General features: G+C 56.9%; 17 protein-coding genes, 1 tRNA gene and 2 pseudogenes. 2 read left to right on the forward strand and 18 right to left on the reverse strand.

Annotated elements, in window-relative coordinates; translation table 11 throughout:
• Window positions 1-3: 3 nt before the first annotated feature.
• The 11 genes and pseudogenes from AC3RPL_RS11515 to nac all read right to left on the reverse strand — a co-directional run bounded on the left by AC3RPL_RS11515 (window position 4) and on the right by nac (window position 14258).
• Window positions 4-1335 (reverse strand): NAD(P)/FAD-dependent oxidoreductase, encoded by a 1332-nt coding sequence (locus AC3RPL_RS11515; protein ID WP_490740123.1) that lies wholly within the window; start codon window positions 1333-1335, stop codon window positions 4-6.
• Between the two features lie 50 nt (window positions 1336-1385).
• Window positions 1386-3050 (reverse strand): ABC transporter ATP-binding protein, encoded by a 1665-nt coding sequence (locus AC3RPL_RS11520; RefSeq protein ID WP_034939262.1) that lies wholly within the window; start codon window positions 3048-3050, stop codon window positions 1386-1388.
• A complete protein-coding gene (locus tag AC3RPL_RS11525; protein ID WP_261640781.1) occupies window positions 3047-3898 on the reverse strand; it encodes an ABC transporter permease in 852 nt (283 codons plus the stop codon). Before AC3RPL_RS11525 ends, AC3RPL_RS11520 begins: the two co-directional genes overlap by 4 nt.
• Window positions 3898-4851 (reverse strand): ABC transporter permease, encoded by a 954-nt coding sequence (locus AC3RPL_RS11530; RefSeq protein WP_490740124.1) that lies wholly within the window; start codon window positions 4849-4851, stop codon window positions 3898-3900. Before AC3RPL_RS11530 ends, AC3RPL_RS11525 begins: the two co-directional genes overlap by 1 nt.
• A gap of 14 nt (window positions 4852-4865) precedes the next feature.
• Window positions 4866-6470 (reverse strand): ABC transporter substrate-binding protein, encoded by a 1605-nt coding sequence (locus AC3RPL_RS11535; protein ID WP_490740125.1) that lies wholly within the window; start codon window positions 6468-6470, stop codon window positions 4866-4868.
• A 31-nt stretch (window positions 6471-6501) separates the two neighbouring features.
• Window positions 6502-7779: an NAD(P)/FAD-dependent oxidoreductase gene (locus AC3RPL_RS11540; protein ID WP_490740126.1), complete on the reverse strand. Its 1278-nt coding sequence runs from the start codon at window positions 7777-7779 to the stop codon at window positions 6502-6504.
• 20 nt (window positions 7780-7799) lie between these two features.
• Window positions 7800-8468: a haloacid dehalogenase type II gene (locus tag AC3RPL_RS11545; RefSeq protein WP_490740127.1), complete on the reverse strand. Its 669-nt coding sequence runs from the start codon at window positions 8466-8468 to the stop codon at window positions 7800-7802.
• A gap of 36 nt (window positions 8469-8504) precedes the next feature.
• Window positions 8505-9973, reverse strand: a pseudogene (locus tag AC3RPL_RS11550) (aldehyde dehydrogenase family protein).
• Between the two features lie 649 nt (window positions 9974-10622).
• Window positions 10623-12083 carry an NAD-dependent succinate-semialdehyde dehydrogenase gene (locus tag AC3RPL_RS11555; RefSeq protein ID WP_490740128.1) on the reverse strand — a complete coding sequence of 487 codons (1461 nt, stop codon included), beginning with the start codon at window positions 12081-12083 and terminating at the stop codon, window positions 10623-10625.
• A gap of 156 nt (window positions 12084-12239) precedes the next feature.
• Window positions 12240-13202: an HTH-type transcriptional regulator Cbl gene (gene cbl, locus AC3RPL_RS11560; RefSeq protein WP_490740129.1), complete on the reverse strand. Its 963-nt coding sequence runs from the start codon at window positions 13200-13202 to the stop codon at window positions 12240-12242.
• A gap of 138 nt (window positions 13203-13340) precedes the next feature.
• Entirely contained in the window at window positions 13341-14258 is a 918-nt protein-coding gene (nac, locus tag AC3RPL_RS11565) for a nitrogen assimilation transcriptional regulator NAC (RefSeq protein WP_490740130.1), read from the reverse strand.
• 705 nt (window positions 14259-14963) lie between these two features.
• Here nac and AC3RPL_RS11570 point away from each other — a divergent pair.
• Window positions 14964-15039: transfer RNA gene (locus tag AC3RPL_RS11570), tRNA-Asn, on the forward strand.
• A 107-nt stretch (window positions 15040-15146) separates the two neighbouring features.
• Here the strand turns inward: AC3RPL_RS11570 and proR are convergent.
• The 3 genes from proR to AC3RPL_RS11585 form a co-directional block, all read right to left on the reverse strand.
• On the reverse strand, window positions 15147-15449 hold the full coding sequence (gene proR, locus AC3RPL_RS11575) for a transcriptional regulator ProR (protein ID WP_034939189.1): 303 nt from the start codon (window positions 15447-15449) through the stop codon (window positions 15147-15149).
• A 4-nt stretch (window positions 15450-15453) separates the two neighbouring features.
• A complete protein-coding gene (locus AC3RPL_RS11580) occupies window positions 15454-15798 on the reverse strand; it encodes a type II toxin-antitoxin system RelE/ParE family toxin (protein ID WP_490740683.1) in 345 nt (114 codons plus the stop codon).
• Window positions 15799-16123: 325 nt separating this feature from the next.
• Entirely contained in the window at window positions 16124-17194 is a 1071-nt protein-coding gene (locus tag AC3RPL_RS11585) for a LacI family DNA-binding transcriptional regulator (protein WP_490740131.1), read from the reverse strand.
• Between the two features lie 263 nt (window positions 17195-17457).
• Between AC3RPL_RS11585 and AC3RPL_RS11590 the strand changes: the two genes are divergently transcribed.
• Window positions 17458-18720, forward strand: coding sequence for a maltoporin (locus AC3RPL_RS11590; RefSeq protein WP_490740132.1), 1263 nt, complete (start codon window positions 17458-17460; stop codon window positions 18718-18720).
• 65 nt (window positions 18721-18785) lie between these two features.
• Here the strand turns inward: AC3RPL_RS11590 and AC3RPL_RS11595 are convergent, their stop codons facing one another.
• The 4 genes and pseudogenes from AC3RPL_RS11595 to AC3RPL_RS11610 all read right to left on the reverse strand — a co-directional run bounded on the left by AC3RPL_RS11595 (window position 18786) and on the right by AC3RPL_RS11610 (window position 23402).
• Complete coding sequence (locus tag AC3RPL_RS11595) at window positions 18786-19103, reverse strand: PTS sugar transporter subunit IIB (protein WP_034939178.1); 318 nt, start codon at window positions 19101-19103, stop codon at window positions 18786-18788.
• A 137-nt stretch (window positions 19104-19240) separates the two neighbouring features.
• A complete protein-coding gene (locus AC3RPL_RS11600; RefSeq protein WP_490740133.1) occupies window positions 19241-21307 on the reverse strand; it encodes a beta-galactosidase in 2067 nt (688 codons plus the stop codon).
• Between the two features lie 47 nt (window positions 21308-21354).
• Window positions 21355-22548, reverse strand: a pseudogene (locus AC3RPL_RS11605) (glycoside hydrolase family 53 protein).
• A gap of 2 nt (window positions 22549-22550) precedes the next feature.
• Window positions 22551-23402, reverse strand: a complete 852-nt coding sequence (locus AC3RPL_RS11610) for a sugar ABC transporter permease (RefSeq protein ID WP_034939170.1) — start codon at window positions 23400-23402, stop codon at window positions 22551-22553.
• Between the last annotated feature and the right edge of the window lie 7 nt (window positions 23403-23409).

Genomic DNA, 23409 nt, shown 5'->3' on the forward strand with positions numbered 1-23409 from the left:
TCCTTACATCATACCCGGCACATCAAGGCCAGAGCCGTCAACCAGCCGCGAATAACGGTATGGCGCGGGATCAACAATCGGGGTCGCGCCGGTCACCAGGTCAGCCGCGAGACGCCCCGCAGCCGGACCAATACCGAAGCCGTGTCCACTGTAGCCTGCGGAGATAATCAGGCCGGGCAGCCGGGCAACGGGGGAAATCACCGGTATCGCATCCGGCGTACTGTCAATCACGCCGCCCCACGCCTGTTCAGCGCGAATGCCCCGCAGCGCCGGATACTCTTTACACATCGCCTCAATGGCTTCCTGTACCATTGCCATATCCGCGTCCGGGTCAAGAATGCGCACCTCTTCGAACGGCGAGCGGCGGTCAAACTGCCAGCGGCAGAAGGATTCCGGCCCGCGCAGGAAGGGGGCGATGCCCGGCGACAGCGTCAGGTATTTACGGCGTGCTTTAAAGGTGGGCCAGAACTGGCGGGCATAGCGCAAACTTTGTGCGCCCGGCGTCAGGCGGCCTCGCCCGGAGATGGAAACCGTATAGCTGCCATCCATCTGCGGACGACAGGCAAAAGTTGGCGTATACAGCGGCATGGCAATCGCCTGTTCCACTACGGTGGTGCGAAACGCGGTGCCGGTGACGTTGCCGAGCGGCAAATCCACACCGTGACGACGGCAGAACAGCGACGTCCAGGCCCCGGCAGCGCAGACAACCTGGCGGGTTTTGATCGTCCCGCGTTCGGTTATCACACCGCTCACCCGACCGGCCGAGATATCCAGCCCGCGCACCGCACACTGTTGAAAGACCAGCGCATCCAGCCGCTGTGCCGCTATCGCCAGCCCGGGTGCCGCCAGCGAAGGTTCCGCATGACCATCGCTCGGTGAAGAGACGCCCCCCAGCCATCTGCTGGTGCTGCCGGGCGTCATGGCTTTCGCCTGCTCAGCAGTAAGAATATCGCTGCGCACGCCGTAGCTTTTTGCCATCTTTCCCCAGTTATCCCAGGCATCGATTTCGCTCTGATTGCCGGTGGCATACACCAGCCCGCTGCGGCGAAATCCCAGCTCTTCACCTGTTTCCTGATTCAGCTCTCCCCAGCGTTGCAGGGCATGGATCACCAGCGGCAGCTCGCGCTCGTCACGGTTCTGTTGACGACACCAGCCCCAGTTGCGGCTGGACTGTTCCGCGCCCACCAGCCCCTTTTCAATCAGCACCACGCTGACGCCCTGGCGGGCCAGCTCATAAGCCGTGGCGGCCCCGACAATCCCCGCACCAATTACCACCACATCCACTTCCGGCGGGAAATAGTGGCTGTCCTGAACGTATCGAATCAATGACGGCATCGTATTGTTAACTCCTGTCCCTGCCAGTCAGCAGAGAAAAAAACTGTGCATTACAGCGCAATATCGCTGGCTTCATGTTCATCCAGCCAGCCCTGGCGTAACTCTGGTACGGCCCGCTTCAGCCGTTCGTAGTAAAGCTCACCAGAGGGTTTATCGTAATCGGCGCGCGCCACCTGTGTCACTCTGCGGCCATTCTTCACCACCAGAATTTCATCACATACCGAGCGCACCGCATGGAGGTCATGGCTGATAAAAATCACCGACAGCCCCAGCTCACGACGCAGTTCGGTGATCAAATCCAGTACCGCAGCTGCCACCACCGTATCCAGCGCTGAGGTCACCTCATCGCACAGGATTAAATCCGGTTCGGCCGCCAGCGCGCGCGCCAGATTAACACGCTGTTTCTGTCCACCCGACAGCGACCACGGACGCCGTCGCAGCACGCTGTGCGGCAGCCGCACCAGATCCAGTAACCCGGCCAGCCGTTTCTCCAGCGCCGCCCCCCGCAGCCCGTGAAACAGTTTCAGTGGCCGACTGAGGATAGCGGCAACGCTGTGCGCCGGATTGAGCGCGGTATCGGCCATCTGAAAAACGTACTGAATGCGGCGCAGCTCATCCGCTGAGCGCTGCTGCATATCCCCGGCAATATAGTGGCCGTTGAACAGAATATGGCCGGAAGACGGCACGTTCATGCCAGCGATAGCATGCGCCAGCGTGGTTTTCCCCGAGCCGGACTCGCCAATAATACCCAACGCCTGGCCGCGAAACAGGCGGAAGTTGATATCGTGCAGGATGGGAATGGCGGGCTGCCCCTGACGGTTGACCGCGCCATAACCGGCAAAAACATCCCGCACCTCCAGCAACGGTTGTTCCCGGCTGTCCGGCATCTGCCAGGGCGTGGGTCGAACCTGTTGCTTTGCCGCTTCCAGCAGCAGATGACTGTACTGCGCCTGAGGCGCGCGCAGCAGCTGTTCAGTGGTGCCGTACTCGGCAATCGCCCCTTTCAGCAACACCAGAATGCGGTCGGCCATTTGCGCTACCACCGCCAGATCGTGGCTGACATAAATTGCGGTCATCCCGCGCTGGCGCACTACCCGGCGAAAGGTCTTCAGCACTTCCACCTGGGTGGTGACATCCAGCGCGGTGGTCGGTTCATCGAGGATCACCACGTCAGGATCGCTCATCAGCGCCATCGCGGTCATCAGCCGCTGCAACTGCCCGCCCGAAACCTGATGCGGAAAGCGTTGACCAATGTTCTCCGGGTCCGGCAGAGCCAGCTCGCGAAACAGCTGTACGGCTTTTTTCTCGGCAGCAGCCCGCGTCATCACGCCGTGGATGAGCACCGGTTCAGTGACCTGTTTCATCAGCCTGATCGCCGGATTAAACGAGGCGGCGGCACTCTGGGCGATATAGGCCACCTTGTTGCCGCGAAACTGGCACAGCTGTTTTGCGCTGAGCGAGGTGACATCCGTGCCGGCCACGTGAATCTGTCCGGCGGCAATCCGGCAGCCGTGACGTGCATAACCCATCAGCGCCAGCGCGATGGTGGTCTTGCCCGAGCCGGATTCCCCAATCAGCGCCAGCACTTCCCCTTTCTGCACGGTAAAACGGATATCGCTGACCAGCGGGATCTCACGGCCATCGTCGGCATGGGCAATCACCCGCAGATTCTCCACCGCCACTAACGGGCGGGCGCTGTGTGGCATCACGTTCATACTCCCTCCTTCACCGGGCTGAGCGGTCGCATGGATTGCAGGCTGTCGATAAACAGATTGGCCCCGATGGTCAGACTGGCAATCGCCAGCGCGGGCATCAGCACGGCGGGCGCCCCATCGAACAGCCCCTGTAGATTTTCCCGTACCAGCGTCCCCCAGTCGGCATAGGGCGGCTGTACGCCCAGGCCAAGGAAGCTCAGCCCGCTTAACAACAGGACGATATAGACAAAGCGCAGGCCAAAATCGGTCAGCATCGGGTGCAGCATATTGGGCAGAATGTCATGCAGGGCAATATAAAGACGGCTTTCTCCGCGCAGCCGCGAGGCGCGCACATAATCCATCGAGCGCAGGCTGGAGGCCATAGCCCAGGCGATACGATACGCTCCCGGCCAGTAGGTGAAGACCGCCGTTACCACCAGCATCGGCAGCGACGATCCGAATACCGCCACGATCATCAGCGCGAGGATTTTTCCCGGCAGCACCAGCATCGCGTCATTGATACGGCCCAGGATCTCCTCCAGCCAGCGCCCGGTTACCGCAGCCAGCAGCGCCAGCACGATACCGGTACAGCTTGCCAGCAGCGCCGCGCCCAGCGCCAGACCAATGGAGTAACGTGCGCCATACAGAATGCGGCTGAACATATCACGCCCCAGATAGTCAGTGCCGAACCAGAATTCGCGGCTGAAGCCGCTCAGTAACGGACCGCCGCCGATATCATCCAGGTTATGCGGAGCCAGCCACTGTCCCGTTACCGCCAGCACTATCCACAGCAGGGTAATAACAAGGCCCGCTCTGCCGCTGACGCTCAGCGACAGAAAAAAACGCCAGGGTAAGGTCATCAGATTCATCAGCCCCTCCACCGAGGATTAAATGCAATGGTGAGGATGTCTGCCGCCAGCAACAGCAGCAGATAGCACCCGGCAAACAGCATCACGCAGAGCTGCACCACCGGCAGGTCGCGGTTGCTGACCGCGTCCACCAGCTGGCTTGCCAGTCCGGGATAGCTGAAGATACTTTCGATAATGATCACCCCGCCAAAAAGGTAAGCGAGGCTCAGTGAAATGGCATTGGCGATGGGTCCGACCGCATTAGGCAGCGCGTGGCGCAGTACCGCCCGCAGCGGCGGTACCCCCTTCAGCAGGGTCATTTCCAGATACGGGCTGTCCATCTGGTTAATCAGCGCCGATCGGGTCATGCGCGCCATCTGGGCCACCAGCACACAGCACAGGGTCAGCACCGGCAGCGCGTAGGTTTTCAGATAGCTGAGCACATCGGGGGCCGGGGTGCCCAGTGACATGGCCGGCACCCAGTGTAATTTGACCGCGAAGACAATCACCGCGATGGTTGCCACCAGAAATTCCGGTACTGCCACCACCGCCATGGTGGTCATCATCAGCGCCCGGTCAAACAGCGAACCGCGCTTCATTGCCGCACTCAGACCAATCACCAAAGCCAGCGGCACCGAAACCAGCGTGGTAATCGCCGCCAGTTCAAAGGTGGCAGGCATCCGCTGTGCCACCAGTTGCGCCACCGGCAAATGGCTGGCAAACGAGGTGCCAAAGTCGCCGCGCAGGATGCCAGCGAGCCAGCTGAGATAGCGCACGATCAGCGGTTGACCCAGCCCCAGCTGCTGGCGCAGCGCGGCCACCGTTTCCGGCGTGGCGCTCTGTCCCAGCACCATCTGCGCCGCATCGCCCGGCAACATACTGGTGATAAAGAACACCACCGCCGACACAATCAGCAGCGTCAGGATACCGGCCCCACAGCGCCGGAGAATCAGTAACAGCATGAACCGGTTCATCGTGCGTCTCCTACTCAGGACGTAAGCCAGGCAAACTCATGAAAGCGGAAGCCCATCATCATCCCCGATGGCCAGGCTTCCACGCCTTTGACTTTGCTGCTGTAGCCGTCCAGTGAGCTGATAAAGGTCGGAATCAGCGTGCCGCAGTGGTCGTAGAACAACTGTTGCATGTCCCCGTACATCTGTTTACGTTTTGCCTGGTCGCGCTCACCGCGCGCGGCGACCACCAGCTGGTCGAACTGCGCATTCTTCCAGCCTGACTCATTGTTGGGCGCATCGGAGAGATAAAACTGTGACAGCAGCAGATCGACCGTCGGACGCGGATTGATGGAACCATAGCCAATCGGATCTTTGGTCCAGTGGGTTGACCAGTAGCCATCATACGGCACGCGGCGCACCTTGAAATTGATGCCCGCCGAGCGCCCCAGCTGCTGGATCAACTGGCCGCCTTCCACCGAACCCTCAATATTCTGGGTGGTGATAATTTCCGCCGTCGCGCCGGTCATGCCGGCCTTTTTGAAGTGGTATTTCGCTTTTTCCACGTCGAGGGGCCGCTGCGGGATATCTTTGTTGTACATCGGATGCCACGGCGGCACCGGGATATCATTGGCGACCTCGCCAAAGCCCTGCATCACCGTTTTAACGATAATTTCACGCGGTTGCAGGTACTTCATGCCCAGCACAAAATCTTCGTTGCTGCCGGGTTTGATGTCGGTGCGCACAATCAGATTGCTGTACATACCGGATTTACTCTCCAGCACGCCAAACTGGCCGGACTGGCGCAGACGTTTAACGTCGCTGGCGCTGAGGGTGGCGACCATATGTAAATCGCCCGACATCAGCGCATTGACCCTCGCGGCCTGGTCGGTGACGCCAAGCAGCTCCACCTGATCAAGATGCGGCAGCCCCGGTTTCCAGTAATGCGGATTTTTGGTGCCGACGGTGCTGACGCCGGGGATAAAGCTCTGGCAGACAAAGGGACCGGTGCCGATTGCCTTACTGAAATCTTTGGTGCCCTGCGCAACGATCAAAAACGGGCTGGTCGCCAGCACGGCGGGAATATCGAAGTTCGCCAGCGACAGCACCAGTTTCACTTCGGTCGGACTGACGGCGGTAATGCTGCTGAACTGTTTCGCCTGGGTGATGGCGGTGGACGCCACTGCCGGATCTTTATGGCGGCTGAGTGACCAGACCACATCGTCTGCGGTCAGCGGCTTACCGTTATGAAAGCTCACTCCCGGGCGCAGCTTGATCTGCCAGTTGATGCCGTCACTGCTGGATATGGATTCCGCCAGCGCGGGTTGGACGCTCAGATCTTTATCCAGCTCGGTCAGGCCGCTGTAAAACATAAACTGGCGGCAGTAATCGGCGCTGTTGCTGCCTTTCGCCGGATCGAGGGTATCGGTAGCGGAGGCATTGGCTACCGCAGCCCGCATTTTACCGCCCTTCACCGGCGTCTCTGCCGCGAAGCCCAGCGACGGAAAGCCCACCAGGCCCGTGCTCATCACCGCTCCTGCCGACAGCAGTTTGATCATCCCACGCCGGGAAAGGGAGACATCATTAATCGCCTGGCTTAAAGACGGGGTAACATGGCTGAATTCTTTACGAAATTTACTCATCTGCACACCCTCAAAATGGAACGTTAACGACTCAGGAGAGCCAGTCCCTGGCCTTGTAATACAGTCCCGCAACGGGCAAAAACCACGGTTTACCAAAATAACCGGGAACAGCAGGCCAGCTGTCGCGCTGCCACGGATTCTCGCAGCTTTTTTCTGCCACCAGATTTGCCATCACCTGCCCCATCCACACCGACATCTGGGTGCCGTGCCCGCTGTAACCCAGCGAGTAAAAAACCCCGTCATGCTCACCGGCATGGGGCAGACGGTCGGCACTCATGTCCACCAGACCGCCCCAGCAGTAATCCATCTTCGTGCCGGCCAGCGTCGGGAAGATGCGTCGCAGGCTGGCTTGCAGAATTTTGCCGCTGCGGGCGTCAGAAGTGGGATTGCTGATGGCAAAGCGCGCACGGCCGCCGAACACCAGCCGGTGGTCAGCGGTGGTGCGAAAATAGTTGCCGATATTCATTGAGGTGACGCAGGTGCGGTTATTGGGCAGCAGCGCTTTCAGCTGTTGCGCGGGCAAAGGCTCAGTGACCACAATAAAGCTGCCCACCGGAATGATGCGCCGCTGAAACCACTCAAACGGGCCGATGTTCGAGCAACCGGTCGCCATCAGCACTTTTTCAGCGAGGATCTCCCCTTTTGCTGTGCCCACCCGATGCTGCCAGCCTTTCACCCGTTGCAGGCGGGTGACCGGCGTGTGCTCAAAAATCGCCGCGCCGCTGCGGGCCGCCGCCCGGGCCAGGCCGATGCCGAATTTACCCATATGCATCTGGCCGCCACGATGCTGGATCAGACCACCGTGAAAGGCATCGGAATCCACCTCCTGCCTGACCTCATCGGCACTCAGCAGGGTGACATCCTGATCGACATAACGGCGCAAAGCATCATGGGTCGCCTGTAATCCGGCAAAATGTGACGCCTTACTGGCCAGTTTGATTTTGCCGCAACGCAGGAAGTCGCAGTCGATCTGCTCCTCACCGATCAGACGCTCTACATAATCCACCGCGTCGGCAAAGGCGCGGTAATAGCGGCTGGCCTGCTCAGCGCCTGCTGACGCCACCAGTGAGGCAAAGTTCTGCGACACGCCGGTATTGCAGTGACCGCCATTGCGTGCAGAAGCCTGACTCATCACGCCTTCCGCCTCCAGCACCACCACGCTCAGTCCGCTGCGGGCCAGCGACAGGGCGGCAGAGATGCCGGTAAACCCCGCGCCGATCACCACCACATCGGCGGTGGCGGGCAGTTCGCCCTGCTGTGCACCGTCAAATTCAGGCGCGGTTGCCTGCCAGAAAGATTCCAGTTTCATCACCCTGCTCCTGTGCCGGATTACAGCCCCACCACCGCCGGAAGACCGCCGATATCCTGCACTTCGCTGTAGCCGTAGTAAGGATTCCCCGGACCATGTCCCCGGTTAACAAACACTTTGTGGGTGATCCCCAGATCGTGCGCCGTCATCAGGTCATAGCGCATGCTGCTGGAGACGTGCAGGATCTCGTCGGGCGCGCAGTTAAGTTTGTTGAGCATCACCTCAAAGCCTTTCATCTGCGGCTTGTAGGCCCCCACCTCTTCTGCGGTGATGGTCATGTGGATCGGCGCACCCAGCCGGGGGATGTGATTTTTAATCAGCTCATCGGTGGAGTTGGTCAGCAGCACCAGCGGAAATTCCTTCGCCACTTTAGCCAGACCGGCCGGAACGTCCGGATGCGGTCCCCAGCTGGCGCAGGCGGTCATAATCGCGGCGCAATCCTCGTCGGTGCACTCCACCCGCCATTTGTTGCAGATGCGGTACAGCGCACCCGCCACCACCAGTGGATAAAGTTTGAATGCGCCCAGTACTTCATCCATACGAAAACGTGAGAAGTCCTCGGTAAAGGCAGGCATCTGTTGCGGCGAAATACGGTCTGCAAAGCGGCTGGCGGCCGCACCCGACATATCAAAGTTAATCAGCGTGCCGTAACAGTCGAAGGTAATAAATTTCGGTTTAAACACAGCCATGACGCATCCTCTTCAGTTTCAGGAGTGGGTGAAGTTTCAGAAGTCGATCAGTACGCTTTTGTAGCGGCGGCAGGCTTCGAAAGCCTGGCGGCCAAGATCTTTGCCAATGCCGGAGCCGTGAAAGCCACCGGTGGGAATAATAAAATCGCCGGAGCGGCCATAGCGGTTGATCCATACCGTTCCGGCGGCAATGCCGCGCATGGCGCGCAAAGCTCGATCGAGACTTTGGGTATGCACTCCGGCACATAATCCGTAGGTGGAATGCGCCGCCAGTGCCAGAGCCTCCTCTTCTTCATCAAAAATCTGCACGGTCAGCACCGGCCCAAAAATCTCCTCCTGCACCGCCGGACTCTCTGGCGATACATCGGCGATCAGCGTCGGCTGCCAGAACCAGCCCTCTCCGGTATCGGCAAAGGGTCCCCCCCCACCAGCACGGTTGCACCCTGCTGCCGCGTCGCCACCACCAGCTGGCGGATTTTGTCCGCCTGACGGCTGTCGATCACCGGTGCATAGCGGCTGTGCTCATCCCAGGTGAGGCCAGGTCGAAAACCCTGACAAAGCCGGATAAGTTCGTTAATCAGCGCGTCTGCGATACCCCGCTGCACCAGCAGGCGGGTTCCGGCAACGCAGGCCTGGCCGCCGTTAGCGGTAAAGCCGCGCAGAATTCGTCCGGCGACCTCGCTGATATCGCCCGCATCGTCAAACACCAGCTGCGGGCTTTTACCACCCAGCTCCAGGGTAACCGGCTTCATACCGTGATGTGCCGCATCGCTCATGATGCGTGCGCCGGTTGCCGTCGAGCCGGTAAAGGAGACTTTGCGCACCAGCGGGTGCGCCACCAGTGCGCTCCCGGTCACTGCACCGCTACCCTGAACAATATTCAGTACCCCGGCGGGCAGCCCGGCCTGCACCGCGAGTTCCGCAAGACGGACGGTGGAATAAGGCGTCAGCTCGGACGGTTTCAACACCACGGCATTGCCTGCGGCCAGCGCCGGGCCACATTTCCACGACGCCATCGACAGCGGAAAATTCCACGGTGTAATGGCACCCACCACACCGTAAGGTTCCGGAACCAGCATCCCCAGGCTGGCATCCCGGGTGGGAAAAAGATCGCCGCTGTATTTGTCCGCGCATTCGGCGTAAAAGCGAATCGCCTGTGCCGTAAAGGGAATTTCATGATTGACCACGTCATAGATTGGCCGGGTGGAAGCCAGCGCTTCCAGCTGCGGCAGCTGGCTGTCGCTTTCGACAAGGTCGGCCCAGCGCTGAAGGATCGCGCCACGCTGGCGCGGAGGACAACTGGCCCAGCCACTCTCTTTTGCCGCCCGGTCAGCAACAGACACGGCCTCGTCCACCTCACTGGCACCGGCTTCGGGAAGTTCCCCCGCAACCCGGCCATCGGACGGTCGCCTGACGGCAAAACCCTGGCTGTGGGAGTTACGTAGCTGCCCGGCAATAAAGTGGCCCTCTGGCAGAATGACGCTATCGGGATCGAAACTTAACATGGCTTCCCCTTGTCTGGTTCGTGCCGGAAAAATAATGTCTTCTGTCAGTTAATCAGGCTGACGGTTAATCATTTTTTCCTGTTTCATCTGCGGCGTTTATTAATCAGATGCAGAAAGCATGCCAGAGAGTAAAAAAATTAAAATGCATAAAACCGGCGCGAAAAAAATTTTATGCCGTAATTTCACAACAAATTTAACGGATAAACCGTAAAGCTAAATTAATGATTTAAATGAATTTATAAACGCACCAGCACAGGGCGTCGGCGTATTAACCTGCACCATTGCAGAGAATGTCCGGGTATTTATTTCAGCTATGGAATTAAATTAATTTTTCCTGAACAGGCGGTTTTAATTGTTTCCTGTCCGCGAAAAAATAAACCCCATCACGTGGCGATGAAGTTTTAATGTCGTTATTAAGCTGTGCCAGTAAATAATTGATAACGCCGGATGAATGCAGCACGCTACGTTGCAAGTGAAAAGAAAGCGTTAATTATCTTTGGCATGACGGGGAGAAAAACACTAAAGCAGAAAGCCTGGCGAGAAAGGAGGATGTGCAACCAGAAATAAACGTCTGACGGAGAGGGGGTAAAACAGGCAGTAAAAAAACGCCGGTTAGCACGGAGAAAACCGGCGTTATCTGACCATAGCCTTAACTGAGACTGCCTGAATGAAAGGCTTTAATTTCGAGGTATTCATCAATACCGTGGTGTGACCCTTCCCGTCCCACGCCGGACATTTTTATGCCCCCAAAGGGGGCCACCTCCAGCGAGATGGCCCCGGTATTATGACCAACCATACCAAACTCCAGCGCCTCGGCCACCCGCCACGCCCGACGTCCATCTTCGGTAAAGAAGTAGGCACCCAGACCGTATACCGTGTCGTTAGCCAGGGCGATGGCTTCCTCTTCGCTGTCAAAAATGAACAGCGGGGCCACCGGGCCAAAGGTTTCTTCACCGGCGATACGCATGGCGGACGTCACCCCGCCTAACACCGTCGGTCGCACAAAGGTGCCTTCGCCCTGGTGAACGCCACCGGCCAGCAGTTCTGCCCCCTGACTCAGGGCATCATCAATATGGGCATTCACTTTCCTGACCGCCGCCTGATTGATTAGCGGTCCCAGGGTGTTGCCTGCGACAAATCCATCGCCCACTTTCAGCTTCGCCACCTCTGCCAGCAGCTTTTCGACGAAGCGAGGATAGATATTGCGCTGCACCAGAATGCGGTTGGCGCAGACACAGGTCTGCCCGGCATTGCGGAATTTACTGACCATCACCCCGCTGATGGCAATTTCAATGTCCGCATCATCAAAGACGATCAACGGCGCATTGCCGCCCAGTTCCAGGCTGAGACGTTTGATGCTCTCAGCGCTCTGCTGCATCAGCAGTTGCCCGACCCGCGTGGAGCCGGTAAAAGAGATTTTTCGCACCGTGCGGCTGGCGGTCAGCGTTTCGCCAATCGCCTGCGGCAGACCGGTCAGCACCTGGATGACACCGGCCGGAAAGCCTGCCCTTTCTGCCAGCACCATCAGGGCCAGCGCGCTGAGTGGCGTCAGTTCGGAAGGTTTGACGATAATCGGGCAGCCCGCCGCCAGCGCAGGTGCCACTTTACGGGTGATCATTGCAATCGGGAAATTCCACGGAGTAATGGCGGCCGCCACGCCAACCGGCTGTTTCAACACCAGAATACGCCGGTCGCGGGTGGGCGCAGGAATGATTTCGCCGTAGATACGCCGGGCCTCTTCGGCAAACCATTTTACAAAACTGGCACCGTAGAGCACTTCGCCTCTGGCCTCAGCCAGCGGCTTGCCCTGCTCGGCGGTCATGATGGTCGCCAGATCGTCAGCGTTATCCAGAATCAGCTGATGCCACTTCTCCAGCAGCCTGGCACGTTCCGCTTCCGGGGTTTTGCCCCAGGCCGGACGCACCGCGTCAGCACAGGCGATGGCTGCAAGGGTTTCTTCCTCGCCCAGCGCCGGAATAGTCGCCAGCGTTTCGCCCGTGGAGGGATTGGTCACCGGCAGCGTTTCGCCGCTGATAGCGGCCTGCCAGCGTCCGCCAAAGCAGGCCTGCTGACGCAGTAACTGCGGATCGTTTAAAGGTTGGGTGAACATAACATCTCCTTGCGGTGGTGATGTTCACTGTAACCTGAGCGTCACGGTGGATGCTGCGTTATGGCGGAACACAGCAACATGCCCTTGCGGCTTTTTGCCGCTGAGCAAAATTTTATGCTGTGGCGAGCCTGGCGGAAAAGAGTCGTGCTGCCCTCGCTAAATCTGGAAGTCGATCACCGGTCGTTCTGCCTCTGTTTCCAGCGACAGCGCCTGACGCTTGATCTCCTCCAGCGACAGATTGGCATTACACAACTCCAGAAACTGCCAGACATAGTTGCGCTGCAACTGCCCGCGTTTCAGTCCCAGCCACACGGTATTGGATTCAAACAGGTGTCTGGCTTCCAGCCGGGTCAGCTCATCGTGTTCATTCAGCTGGCAGGCCTGATCGGCGAGGATCCCCACTCCCAGATCCAGTGCCACGTAGGTTTTTACCACGTCGCTGTCCTGTGCACTCAGCACCACATCCGGCGTCAGGCCTGCCGCATGGAAAGCGCGGTCCACCCGCGAACGCCCGGTGATCCCCTGGCGGTAGGTGATGAGCGGATAGCGGCTGAGCGCCGTCAGGGTAACCGGTTGTTCTGCCTCCAGCGGGTGGCCCTTCGGCACCAGCAGGGCATGATGCCAGCTGAACCAGGGAAACGCCGCCAGCGAGGGCACATTTACCACCTGTTCACTGGCAATGCCGATATCCGCTTCCCCTGCCAGCAGCATGGAAACGATCTCCTGCGGGGAGCCCTGATTCAGCTCCAGCCGCACATTGGGGTAAAGGGCACGAAAAGCCTTAATCACTTTTGGCAGACTGTATCGGGCCTGAGTGTGGGTGGTGGCGATAGTCAGCACGCCGCTGGATTCATTGGTAAAGACATCTGCCAGGCGGCGTACCTTACCCGCCTCATCAAGGATACGTTCGGCAATGGTCAGCAGGGCTTTACCCGGCTCGGTCATGCCCAGCAGTCTTTTGCCCCGACGAATGAAAATTTCCACGCCCAGCTCATCTTCCAGATCGCGGATATGGCGGCTGACGCCTGACTGAGAGGTAAACAGGGTATTAGCCACATCGGTGAGGTTAAAATCACAGCGTGCGGCTTCACGAATGATTTTAAGCTGTTGAAAATTCACGCTTATCCCTCTCTCTGTTAAATGTCTGTTCTCATCATGTTAAGGATGGGAAACCATAGCAACAAATAATAAAAAGAGGTTTTATATGCTTTTTAGTGATATGAAAACCGGCGCGCCCTGCGCGCCCGCCAGCAGAGGTTAACTGACCAGCATCAGCTCACGATCTTCGACAGCCGGTCGATTCAGCAACGACAGCAGAATATTTTTTACCGCCTGCGCCGAGGGTGACAACGGCAGACGAGCAGAAACGTTCAGTGACAGCGGCAGATTTAACGTCGGACTGTTGATACGCGCCATCCAGGCATGCGTGGAATTGACAAGCGCACGGGCGGCAGATTCCGGCAGTACCGTTACCCCCATGCCACTGCCGACGGCCGCGGTCAGCGTGGCGATGGATTCAATTTCGCCAATAATGCGCGCGCTCAGACGGCGCAGTGAGAACGCTTCGTCGACCCGTTTGCGCACCGCGCTGTAATCACGCGGCAGGAACAGATTCATCTGCGCCACCTCCGCCAGATCGATACTCTGTCCGGGGCAGTCACTGGCACCAACCAGATAAAGTTCCTCTTTCATCAGCGGCAGACTGGTGATACCGGCAGTCGGCGCGCGATCGTATAACACCGCCATATCAAGCTGGCCATTCATCACTTTTTCGTTTAATGAAGCGCCGCTGTTTTCATGCAGATAGACGAGGATATCAGGAAACTGCTCACGCACGGTTTGCAGTAACGGCATGGTCAGGGAAGATGCCGCCGTGCCCGGAGCCAGTCCGATGGAAACCTGACCGTTCAGTGACTGACCCGCGTGGGCTACAGCTGCATGTGCCTGTTCACACTGACGTAAAATGGTGCGGGCATGTGAATAGAGGATTTTGCCCGCTTCGGTCGGCGTGACGCCGCGCTTGGTGCGGATCAGCAACTGCTGGTCCAGCTCATTTTCAAGCGTCGCCACCTGTTGACTGAGTGCAGGTTGCGCAATGTGCAGCACTTCTGCTGCCTGCGTCAGGCTGCCGATATCGACGGTTTTCACGAAATATTTGAGCCGTCTTAAATTCATTTTGCCTCCGTCACGGATCCCTGAATGCCATTGTCACTGGCGGTAAAAATTAAGTTTTGATTCTGGTGCCGGATGAGAATTGCAAAGCCTGTGCCAGATTTTTCTCAATAAGTTCTGATAAGGCCGTACTTATGGCTAACAGGCGGTTAAATAAGAGAATCTGATTACCTGATGCAGATTAATCATAATTATTCATCTCTTCGCGTAATGGTCACTGCCCGGTTACGCACCATGATGGTGCAAAAAATGTTGTCAGGATGTGCGTGTAACCGTTACCAGCGGGTATCCGGACTGCATGTAGAGGTTAAAAGTTGTTACAGTGGTGGAAAAATGGCAATGCCGCTGAGGGATGGACCCGCTCCTTAGCGAGCGCCTTCGAGTAATAACAGCTGGAGAGTGGCAGAAAAATCTGGCTGGTATGGAGGCGCAGGTAAAGCGAAACACACCTGCCAGGCGGATTTGAGTTCAGGTTCAGGTTCAGATTTGGGTTTGGGTTTGGGTTTGGGTTTGGGTTTGGGTTTGGGTTTGGGTTTGGGAAATGATGCAGATGCTGCCACCCGTTAACCCACTCCAGCGCCGTTATTTTATTCGAAGGGCGGAGAAAATCAGCAAATTGCTGTTTTTGCCAGCAAACGCTGCTGAAAGCTGCATAACGCCTTTGACAATGTCAGGAGTGGCAGATAACATGCGCTCCGTTGAAACAATTCCTCTGTAGTTCAGTCGGTAGAACGGCGGACTGTTAATCCGTATGTCACTGGTTCGAGTCCAGTCAGAGGAGCCAGATTTAGAGAAACCAGATGTCCTCAGACATCTGGTTTTTTGCTTTTTGCGACAGCAATATTCCCTGTAATCAGGGAAGGGTAATATCTCACCTGATGCTGGCAACACTCACAGCGCAAAGCCGAAATGAGAACCATCAGGCAGTTCAACATCCACACGCAATCGTCCTCCCGCCGCCTCAACGTAACGTTTCAGGGTGGAAAGTTTCAGGTCGCGACCGGGTTTTTCCATCGCAGCAACGGTGGGCTGCCTGATCCCCAGCGACTGCGCCATTTCAACCTGCGTTTTTTGCACTTTCTCGCGCAGCTCGGCGAGGTGAATATTAAGCAGAATCTCCGTGGCTGTCGTCTGAGCGTCAGCGACGACTTCCGGTTTTTCATCGGCAATAAGCTGTTCCAGGGTTCTGCCCATCGCGCTACTCCTTGTTGTTTAACATGTTAAGCCAGTGAGTAAATTCTCTCTCAGCAAGCGGAATCATCTCACGGTAGAAACGTTTTTCATTACCCACCTTATTACCGGCACACTGCAGGATGCCCCGGCGGTTTGGGTCAAAAGAGAAAAACGCGCGTATCGGGTCGCCACGGCTTTGAATACGCAACTCTTTCATGTTGCTGAACCGCGAACCATGTAGCGTGTCAGCGTAAGGTCTTGATAAGCCGGCTCCCTTCTCACTTAAAACAATCAGGGTAGCCAGTACACAGGCCCGATCGCTGTCATTCAGTGACGAGAACCAGTTATCAAAGGTATCCGTTGTTTTAATCGCCCACCCAAATTCTCCTTAATAATATAGATCACAAGCTATACAGGTGTAAAGCTATAATCAGGATTATGACGTGAGAAATCGCGAGGGGCATGTCCCTTTGCCGGGAAAATGGATGAGCATCATAGAGTTAAAAGAACGACGTGAAACTGGTTCACCGTCATGCGGCCTGAGCCGCAAAAACTGCGCAGAATCAATCTGGTGGATGAATTATTCAGGCAGCAAGCCACGATATTCCTGTGCTGGCTCCCCTCTCCTGTTAAGTGCTGCTGACTTTTCATCTGACGAAATTTACAGCCAGCGACATTAAAGAGATGACGTTACGTCACCCCAGCCGTCCGGCAAGCAAACGTAGCTGTTCGGCAATCTGGCTTAAATCCAGACGTTGCTCCCCCAGTGCTGCCGTGGAATTCCTTACCACCAGCCGGGCGGGCAGGATTGATGATGAGTGTCCCGTCTCCTGCTCATCTGCGCGCAGAATACGCTCAACCGCCTCTTTGCCCTGCAAATTAAGATCGAGCGAGACGGTGGTCAGTGCAGGATAAAAAAACGCGCTCTCATAAGTATCATCGTAACCGATTACCGAGATTTGCCCCGGTACGGCCACCCCCTGCTGATGAAACGCGCTCAATACCCCTAATGCCATCTGATCGTTACCCACCAACAGTGCCGTGAAGTTGGGCGTTTCACGCAGCAGCTGCAATGCGCCACTGTAACCACTCTGAGCATCCCAGTTGCCATGACAAATATTGACCGGCTGCAGGCGGTAACTCTCCAGCGTCTCCAGCCAGCTTTTCAGACGCAGACGGGCAGAAACTGAGCCTTCTGGTCCGGCCAACAGAACAAACTCACGGTGCCCCTGCTCCCAGAGATATTTCACGCTGGCACGGGTGCCATCAGCGGGATTAAACGAAACGTTAAACACCGAGCTGTAAGGGTCCACATCAAGGAACAGACACAAAATGTCCTGGTTTTCTTCCACGATGCGCTCAGCATCCTCACTCTCCAGCGGCACGTTAATGATCACCTTGTCCACCAGTTGCGATTTCAGTTCATTAAGTGAATCCTGCAAACTTTGTTTGACGTTCTCACCAATCATCGCAATCAGCACCTGATAGCTGGCTGCATTGGCGTAATGCTTAATCGCCGCAGCCACCTGTGAAGGCGCATGTAATGCCAGCGAGGTGGTGACCAGTCCCAGCGTGGTGCTCTGCTTGCCCACCAGTTGCTGAGCCAGTCGGTTTGGCACATAGCGTAAGGCTTCAATCGCCTCTTCCACCTTGTGCCGCGTCGCCTGCGAAACTTTCGCCGACTTGTTTAACACTCTGGAAACCGTCTGGTATGACACCCCCGCATGGCGGGCGACATCTTCCAGGGTGGCACTTTTTGATTTCATCACTCGTGTCCCTGTTATCAGTTGGCAAAATTGTATCACAGCGCTGAAGCAAACCCGCTCAGGCAGATAAAATCGCACTATAACATGGAAAAAAGTAAGACGTTCACATTTCATGAACGGTGATCGCTATCACCAATCGTTACAATTATGGCTGATTTATTTGCACTAAATCACAAAGCTTTGACAATTCGATTGCCAGCCCACAACAGCAAGCCGTTTACTACTTCCGTTATGTGAACGTATTACAAATTTCAGGAGAGAGTATGAACACCAGGCTACGCACTGCCGCTGTGGCGCTTGCCACAGCACTGACCTCACCCGCCCTGTATGCTGCCATTGATAACATCGACTTCCACGGCTATCTGCGCGGCGGGGTTGGGGTATCGCGTGATGGTGGCATGGAAGAGTGGCAAAAAAATAAACTGGGTCGTCTCGGCAATGAAGCTGACACCTATGGCGAAGTGGAGCTGGGCAGCGAAGTTTACAAAAAAGATGATGTCAGCTTCTACGTGGATACCATGGTCAGCATGTTCTCCGATGGCTCTAACGATAATGAAACCACCTTCGGCGATGATGCGCAGTTCGGTCTGCGTCAGCTGAATCTCCAGATTAAAGGGCTGGTGCCCGGTGATAAAAACGCAGTGATCTGGGGGGGTAAACGTTATTACCAGCGCCATGACCTGCACATTATCGATACCAAATACTGGAATATTTCTGGTTCGGGTGCCGGTATTGAAAACTATACCCTGGGTCCTGGTGCCGTCTCGCTGGCGTGGATTCGCGGTGATGCCAACGATCTGGATTATCGGGTGAATGGCGATAACGACGTCAATATCAACTACCTCGATCTGCGCTATGCCGGATGGAAACCCTGGAACGGTGCCTGGACCGAGTTTGGCATTGACTATGCCATGCCGAATCCCACCCGGCAGCAGAAAGAGTATGGCGGGCTGTATGATGCCGACAATGGCGTGATGCTCACCGGTGAAATCAGTCAGGATATGTGGGGAGGTTACCAGAAACTGGTGTTGCAGTATGCCGATAAAGGGCTGGCACAGAATATGATCTCGCAGGGTGGCGGCTGGTATGACATGTGGCATGACACCACCAGCGCCACCGGTTACCGCGTAATCAATACCGGCCTGTTGCCGGTCACTGACAAGCTGTCATTTAATCAGGTCTTTACCTGGGGTTCAGCAGATGATGTCACCGCAGAGACGGCAAAGAGTACCTTACTCTCTCTGGTGGGACGCGCGCAGTATCAGTTCACCAACTATGTCAGGGGGATTGGCGAGGTGGGCAGTTTCTGGCAGAAGGATGAAAACAGGGATGGCAGCGACTACAAGCAGGCGGGGCAGAAATATACCCTGGCGCTGGGTCTGGCAGCCGGTCCGGAATTTATGTCCCGCCCGGAGCTGAGAGTTTTCGCCTCTTATCTTAACGATTCTGAAAACGGCCACAGTTTCCAGGACAACACCAGCAACGATACCTGGAACTTCGGGGTGCAGGTGGAGGCCTGGTGGTAAGCAGCAGGCCTCCACTGCAGGTCTGACCCTGTTGTCGCCACACGCTTAAGGATAACCGTTACCGGTTATCCTTTTTTGTTGCCCTGAAAGAACCGCGCCTCCAGTAACTGCCGCAGGCTATCCGACGCCAGACCAAAAATTGCATGTACCTCCTGACCCAGAATCACCACCCCAATGGCGCCGGCCTGTTGCAGACCGTCTGAGTCCACCAGCGCCAGAGATTTTACCGTCACCCTCAGACGAGTCAGACAGGCATCCACCCGCTGAATGTTATCGCGTCCGCCAAAACAGCACAGCAGCTGGTCCAGTAACTCTTCGTCAGCAGAGGACACTGTCGCTGCCGGTTGGTCGATGTAATGCCTGAACGACTTCAGACTCACCATACTTCTCTCCTCCAACGGATAAAAAAAGCAGGCATATGCCTGCCAGAGTGGATATGAGCCAGAGGCCCCCGGCGTTCGGGAGCATCCGCTGCCATCGCCGTACCCGCAGGCTGTCATCTGCGGGGCAGCCGTATGCTTCAGGTAAAGGACAGTGGCGTGGAGAGTACCCGGCAGCCCCAGGGGGAAAGCGGCAGCTCGCCGCTGAGCACTTCGCCGGTAATCAGGTCGCTGTGCCCCTCAGGCAGCGTCACACTGCAAGGCTGGCCGCTGAAATTTTGCAGGAAAATAAATGCCTGCTCGCCATCACTTCGCCGCTGGGCGGTGACGCCAGACGGCAAATCGGCGGCCAGCGCACGCGGAAGCGCCAGCTGTTCAATCAGCGCAGCGTAAAAATCACGATGAAACGCCAGGCAGTTGCGGGAGGCGATATACCAGGCGCGTCCCTGCCCCACCTGATTAACCGACACCGCCGGCATTCCGGTATAAAAATCATCCTGATACAGCGCCAGTGCGGTTGCCCCTTCCAGATGAATATGCTCACAGAGTTCGCGTGCCTGGTACGTCCCCTTCAGCCCCAGACTGTTGCCGTCAACTGCGCTGACGCGGTTAAACTGCTCATCGGTCAGGCTGTCTATCTCCTCCGCCCAGATGCCCAGCAGTGGACGCAGTGGACCGGGAAAACCACCAAGGTGGCAGAGGTCGCTCTCATTAACGATGCCGCTCCAGTAGGTGGCAACAAAATGGCCGCCCTGATGCAGATGCGCGGCCACCCGCGCGGCAAACCCCTCGCGAACCATATACAGCATCGGCGCGATCACCAGACTGTAACCGCTAAAGTCAACGTCGGCATTAATGATATCCACCGCCACGCCGTGCTCCCAGAAGGCACGATAATGTTCATTAACCGTGCGCTCATAGTGCAGGCCGATGTTGCGGGGGCCCTGCGCATTATCCATCGCCCAGCGGCTTTCCCAGTCAAAAATAATCGCCACCTTCGCCTCAATGCGGCTGCCGGTCACCGGCGTCATCGCCGCCAGCATCCGGCCCAGCTCAGTCACTTCACGCCCGGTGCGCGTATCCAGGTGTCCGACGTGGTCCACCACCGCGCCGTGAAACTTCTCTACCGAACCACGACTTTTTCGCCACTGAAAATACTGCACCGCGTCCGCGCCGTGGGCGACGGCCTGCAACGAAGAGAGAATATGCATCCCCGGTTTTTTCAGCTTGCTGGTTGGCTGCCAGTTGGTGGCACCCGGCGTTGACTCCATCAGCACAAAAGGCCTGCCCTGTTTCAGGGTGCGCATCAGGTCGTGATACATGGCGGTGTAGCAGGCCAGCGTGGTTTCATCCTGCTGGTTGTGCCACATCGGGTAGCTGTCCCAGGAGATAAAATCGAGCGGCTGCGCCAGCTTCCAGTAGTCGTAATCGTAGAAATACTCCATAAAATTGGTGGTGGCGGGCAGCTGGGGATTGACGGCCTTCAGCGGCGCTATCTCCTCACGGCAGAAGTCCGTCACCTGGTCGGTGGTAAAGCGCCGCCAGTCCAGATTCAGGCCGTGAATGGAGACTTCACCCTGCGGCGCAGGCGAAACAATCTGTGACCAGTCGCTGTAGGTGTGGCTCCAGAAGGTACTCCACCAGGCCTGATTAAGGTTATCCAGGGTCTGATAGCGACGTTGCAACCAGACCCGAAATGCCTGCTGACAGCCATCACAATGACATTCACCGCCGTATTCATTAGAAATATGCCAGCCAATCACCGCCGGATGATGGCTGTAACGCGCCGCCAGCTGGCGGTTGATTGCCTGCACTTTCTGACGATAAACCGGCGAGGTCAGGCAATGATTGTGACGCCCACCATGCAGTGCCGCCACACGATCCCGCCCGACACGAAGAACCTGCGGATATTTCTGTGACATCCAGGCGGGGCGAGCGCCGCTGGGGGTGGCGAGAAACACCGCAATACCATTTTCATGCAGGTTGTCCAGCAGCACGTCCAGCCAGGCAAAATCGTAACGTCCCTCTTCCGGCTCCAGCGTTGACCAGCTGAAGATGCCAACCGACATCACATTACAGTGGGCCTGTTTCATCATCGCCATGTCATCATCGACAATACCCGGCAGGTGCGCCCATTGTTCAGGGTTATAGTCCGCACCATGCAGCAGGGTATTGACCCCCGGTATCAGCGGTGGAAATTTAGTCATCACACTTCCTCTTTAAAATCAGCAGCATCTGGCTCTGTGCCAGCCGGTTAATTGAATACTTTCAGTGAAGGCAAGGCTTTGCCCTGGCAGTCAAACAGCGCTTGGTTTTCACGGGCATTGCCCTGTTTCCATTGGTCATGGATGTATTTCATTCCGGCAGGCGTTGCCCAGCTGTTGCCGGTCGCCGGGATCCACGCAGGCTCCCAGTACACCACCCCCTTACCACGCTGATTTGGCACCGCCTGCACCGCTTTAATCAGATCGTGCAGATACGCCGCCTGCCCGGCCACGCTGGCCGGATAACCGCCCGCTTTCTCCTCTTTGGCCTGGAAGCTGTTCTCGGCTGCGTCACAGTTTTCCAGGGTGTATGCGTAAGCCGCCTCCACCACCATCACATCTTTGCCGTAGCGCTGGCTGATGTCGTTCATATTGGCCTGCAAGGCGCTAATCGGACCGTTCCTGTAGGTGTACATCGACAGGCCGATGACATCGAACGGCACCTGACGTCGGGTTATTTCATCGAACCACCAGCGGAAGGTCTCATTTTTGGTGCCTTCCGCCAGATGTAGCATCACGGCTACCTGATGTGGATCGCTGAGGTTTTCACGCAGGCCGCTGATGGCCGCTTTCAGCAGCAGCGCCAGCCGGTCGAACTCGCCGCCGTTCTGCCCCCAGCTTTTGCCGTCGGGCCACAGCATGCCGCCGTTCAGTTCATTGCCGATCTGCACAATATCCGGCATCACCCCATCAGCCTTAAAACGGGCGATAGTGTCGCGGGTGTAATCGTGGACCTGCTGCTGTAGCTGGACAAAACTCAGTTTTTCCCAGGCTTTGGGTTTGTACTGCTTGCCGGGATCGGTCCAGAAATCGCTGTAATGCAGATCCAGCAACAGCTTCATCCGGGCGGCCTTCACCCGCTTAGCCAGCGCCAGCACGGTGGGCAGATCGTCCGTCCCGCCGCCGTAAGCCTAGCCGCTGTCATCATAAGGATCGACCCACAGCCGCAGCCGGATGGTGTTAATCCCGTTGGCTTTCATAATGGCGATGGGATCCTGTAACTGGTTGTCGGCGTTATAGAATTTCGCCCCCTGCTTCTCCAGTTCCGCCAGCGTGGAGATATCCGCCCCTCTGATAAAGCCCGCTGGCCAGGGTGCAGCAGAGGCAATAACCGGTGAATTTGCCGCAGGCAGCGGTGCCGCCCAGGCCAGCGCCAGGGCGAGTAGTAACGATTTTGGTAACATGTTTATCCCTTAGTACTGCCTGAGGTCAGGCCGGAGACGAAGTATTTTTGCAATGCCAGATAGAGCAGCGCCACCGGCAGCGCAATCAGCACCGCGCCCGCCGCATAGGTGGTGTAGCTGGCACCCATTTTCTGCGCCACCAGGTTATACAGGCCAATCGGCAGGGTGAACTGCTCCGGCGTGCGCAGAATGGTGCTGGAGAGAATGAAATCCCCCAGCGGGCCGGTAAAAGAAAACAGCGCCACCACCGCGAGGATCGGCTTTGACAGCGGCATAATGATTTCAATAAAGATGCGAAAATTGCCCGCGCCATCCATACGCGCCGATTCATCCAGATCTTTCGGAATGGCATCAAGATAGCCTTTCATCAGATAGGTGTTCATCGGGATCATCCCGCCAACATAAATCAGCACCAGCGCCAGATGGCTGTTAATCAGTCCAAGCAGTTGCGACAGCACGAAGATGGCGATCAGCGCTGAAAATTGCGGGATCATCTGCAACAGCAGAAACAGCATCAGACCATTCTGCCGCCCCTTAAAACGAAAACGCGAAAAGGCATAAGCGGTGCAACTGACGCTGGCGAGGGTCAGCAGCATGGTCAGCACGCTGATTTTCAGTGAATTCCAGTACCAGGTCATGTAAGGCACGCTGCCGTTGAACAGGTCGCGATAGTGTTGCAGCGAGGGGTTTTCCGGGATCACGGAACTGCTGAGCAGGCTGTTTCCCGCATTCAGTGACGCGCCCACCGTCCACACCAGCGGATAGATGATAATCAGCGAAACCAGCCCCACCAGCAGCCAACTGAGCGACAGGCGCAACCATTTTTCGCGTTTAATACTGACCGACTTTGCCATGAGTGCT

Source organism: Erwinia papayae, from assembly GCF_058241465.1.

Excerpts from the sequence above, each read along its gene's own strand:
- AC3RPL_RS11515 (WP_490740123.1), bottom strand. The coding sequence starts at position 1,335 with ATGCCGTCATTGATTCGATACGTTCAGGACAGCCACTATTTCCCGCCG.
- AC3RPL_RS11520 (WP_034939262.1), bottom strand. The coding sequence starts at position 3,050 with ATGAACGTGATGCCACACAGCGCCCGCCCGTTAGTGGCGGTGGAGAAT.
- AC3RPL_RS11525 (WP_261640781.1), bottom strand. The coding sequence starts at position 3,898 with ATGAATCTGATGACCTTACCCTGGCGTTTTTTTCTGTCGCTGAGCGTC.
- AC3RPL_RS11530 (WP_490740124.1), bottom strand. The coding sequence starts at position 4,851 with ATGAACCGGTTCATGCTGTTACTGATTCTCCGGCGCTGTGGGGCCGGT.
- AC3RPL_RS11535 (WP_490740125.1), bottom strand. The coding sequence starts at position 6,470 with ATGAGTAAATTTCGTAAAGAATTCAGCCATGTTACCCCGTCTTTAAGC.
- AC3RPL_RS11540 (WP_490740126.1), bottom strand. The coding sequence starts at position 7,779 with ATGAAACTGGAATCTTTCTGGCAGGCAACCGCGCCTGAATTTGACGGT.
- AC3RPL_RS11545 (WP_490740127.1), bottom strand. The coding sequence starts at position 8,468 with ATGGCTGTGTTTAAACCGAAATTTATTACCTTCGACTGTTACGGCACG.
- AC3RPL_RS11555 (WP_490740128.1), bottom strand. The coding sequence starts at position 12,083 with ATGTTCACCCAACCTTTAAACGATCCGCAGTTACTGCGTCAGCAGGCC.
- nac (WP_490740130.1), bottom strand. The coding sequence starts at position 14,258 with ATGAATTTAAGACGGCTCAAATATTTCGTGAAAACCGTCGATATCGGC.
- proR (WP_034939189.1), bottom strand. The coding sequence starts at position 15,449 with ATGGGCAGAACCCTGGAACAGCTTATTGCCGATGAAAAACCGGAAGTC.
- AC3RPL_RS11585 (WP_490740131.1), bottom strand. The coding sequence starts at position 17,194 with ATGAAATCAAAAAGTGCCACCCTGGAAGATGTCGCCCGCCATGCGGGG.
- AC3RPL_RS11590 (WP_490740132.1), top strand. The coding sequence starts at position 17,458 with ATGAACACCAGGCTACGCACTGCCGCTGTGGCGCTTGCCACAGCACTG.
- AC3RPL_RS11595 (WP_034939178.1), bottom strand. The coding sequence starts at position 19,103 with ATGGTGAGTCTGAAGTCGTTCAGGCATTACATCGACCAACCGGCAGCG.
- AC3RPL_RS11600 (WP_490740133.1), bottom strand. The coding sequence starts at position 21,307 with ATGACTAAATTTCCACCGCTGATACCGGGGGTCAATACCCTGCTGCAT.
- AC3RPL_RS11610 (WP_034939170.1), bottom strand. The coding sequence starts at position 23,402 with ATGGCAAAGTCGGTCAGTATTAAACGCGAAAAATGGTTGCGCCTGTCG.